The sequence below is a fragment of the Streptomyces sp. NRRL WC-3618 genome (assembly GCF_001280005.1).
Lineage (GTDB): Bacteria > Actinomycetota > Actinomycetes > Streptomycetales > Streptomycetaceae > Streptomyces.
This window is the reverse complement of sequence record NZ_LGDW01000232.1, coordinates 1-1,403: the sequence shown is the minus strand read 5'-3', so window position 1 is coordinate 1,403 and position 1,403 is coordinate 1. Positions and strand designations below refer to the sequence as shown.

Annotated in this window: 1 protein-coding gene; it reads right to left on the bottom strand. The window is 67.6% G+C overall.

Going from position 1 to position 1,403, the window contains the following annotated elements; all coding sequences use genetic code 11:
- Nucleotides 1–190 precede the first annotated feature (190 nt).
- Nucleotides 191–1,333, bottom strand: coding sequence for an IS701 family transposase (locus tag ADL01_RS20280; RefSeq protein ID WP_078960643.1), 1,143 nt, complete (start codon nt 1,331–1,333; stop codon nt 191–193).
- Nucleotides 1,334–1,403 lie beyond the last annotated feature (70 nt).

Sequence of the window (1,403 nt, the reverse complement as noted above, 5' to 3'; positions counted from 1 at the left end):
TAGTACTGCAATCACAGTTGCAGGATGTGGCCTCGGCGTTTGTAGTGGCTGCGGCGGGCCCGGGTTTGGCTGAGGCGTCTCCACCATGACCAGCGCAGATGGTGCTGTGGGGTGAGGCGGTGCGGGCGGAGGACGAGGCCGATGAGGCGGCGGATCTCCGCGACGGACAGGGGTATCAGGGTGGTTTGTCCTAAACGGCAGCCCCTTTTTCCAGCTCGCGGGCTCGGATGGCGGTGAGTGCGGCGAGTGCGGCCATGGCGAGAGTGATGTGCCGGTACCAGGCGTCGTAGCGGCGGACCTGGTAGTGGTCCAGGCCGCACTCGTTCTTCGCGACCTGGAACGATTCCTCGATGGCCCACCTGGCCGCGGCGACCTTGACCAGGTCCTTCAGGCGGGTGGCGACGGGGCCGTAGCAGACGTAGTGGGCGATGTCGGTGGGGTCTTTGACCGAGCGACGGGCCAGGACCCAGTGGCCGACACCGTCCTCCCGCACGGGGCGGATCGCCACCCGGGCCCAGTCGTAGACGCGCTCGCCGTGGGAGCCGGGGCCACCGGACCGGCGCTTCCATGCCTGCCGGGGCAAGGCGGCGACCAGCTCGTCCACCCGGACCTCACGCCAGCCGGTCGTGATCACGGTGTCGTTGACCCTGGTGGCCAGCACATAGCCGACCCCGCGCTGTTCCAGCCACACACGCAGGTGCTTGACCTGCCCGTACGCCTCGTCCGCGGTCACCCACGCGAACGGCACCCCGGCGTCGATCGCACGCTGCAGCATCCACCGGAAGTGCTCGTTCTTCGTCGCGAACGGCACCTCGTCGGGGATGCCGGCCGCCCGGCACCGCTCACGGTTGTCCGTCCAGGACTTCGGCAGGTACAGCTCCCGGTCGATCAGCGCCCGGCCCTTCGCCGACGTGTACGCCAGGAACGTGCCGACCTGGGAGTTCTCCGTCCGGCCTGCAGTCCCGGTGTACTGCCGCTGGACGCCCGCCGACCCCGTGCCCTTCTTCAGGAAGCCGGTGTCATCACCGATCAGGATCCCGTCCGTGGCGCCGATGGTCTCCACGACGAAGTCCCGCACGTCGTCACGGACACCGTCCGCGTCCCAGTCCGCCTCGCCCAAAAGGCGCTGCATCCCGATTGGATGTCCCTCACCCGCACGCTCTGCCAGCGTCCACCCGTTTTTCCGCTCCAGCGGAGCGATCAACCCCGCCATATACGTCAGGGCACGCGCCCGAGGCTCGGACCTGGCGAAACGCTCAGCGAACCGTTCGTGCAGCCCGGACAGCATCCCCTGCCAGGCCTCGATCTGCCCCACCCCAAGATCCACAGACACGGCAGAACACAACCACAGCCACCGGCAGAACTCACAACTGCCCTACCAATAACTGTGATTGCAGTACTAG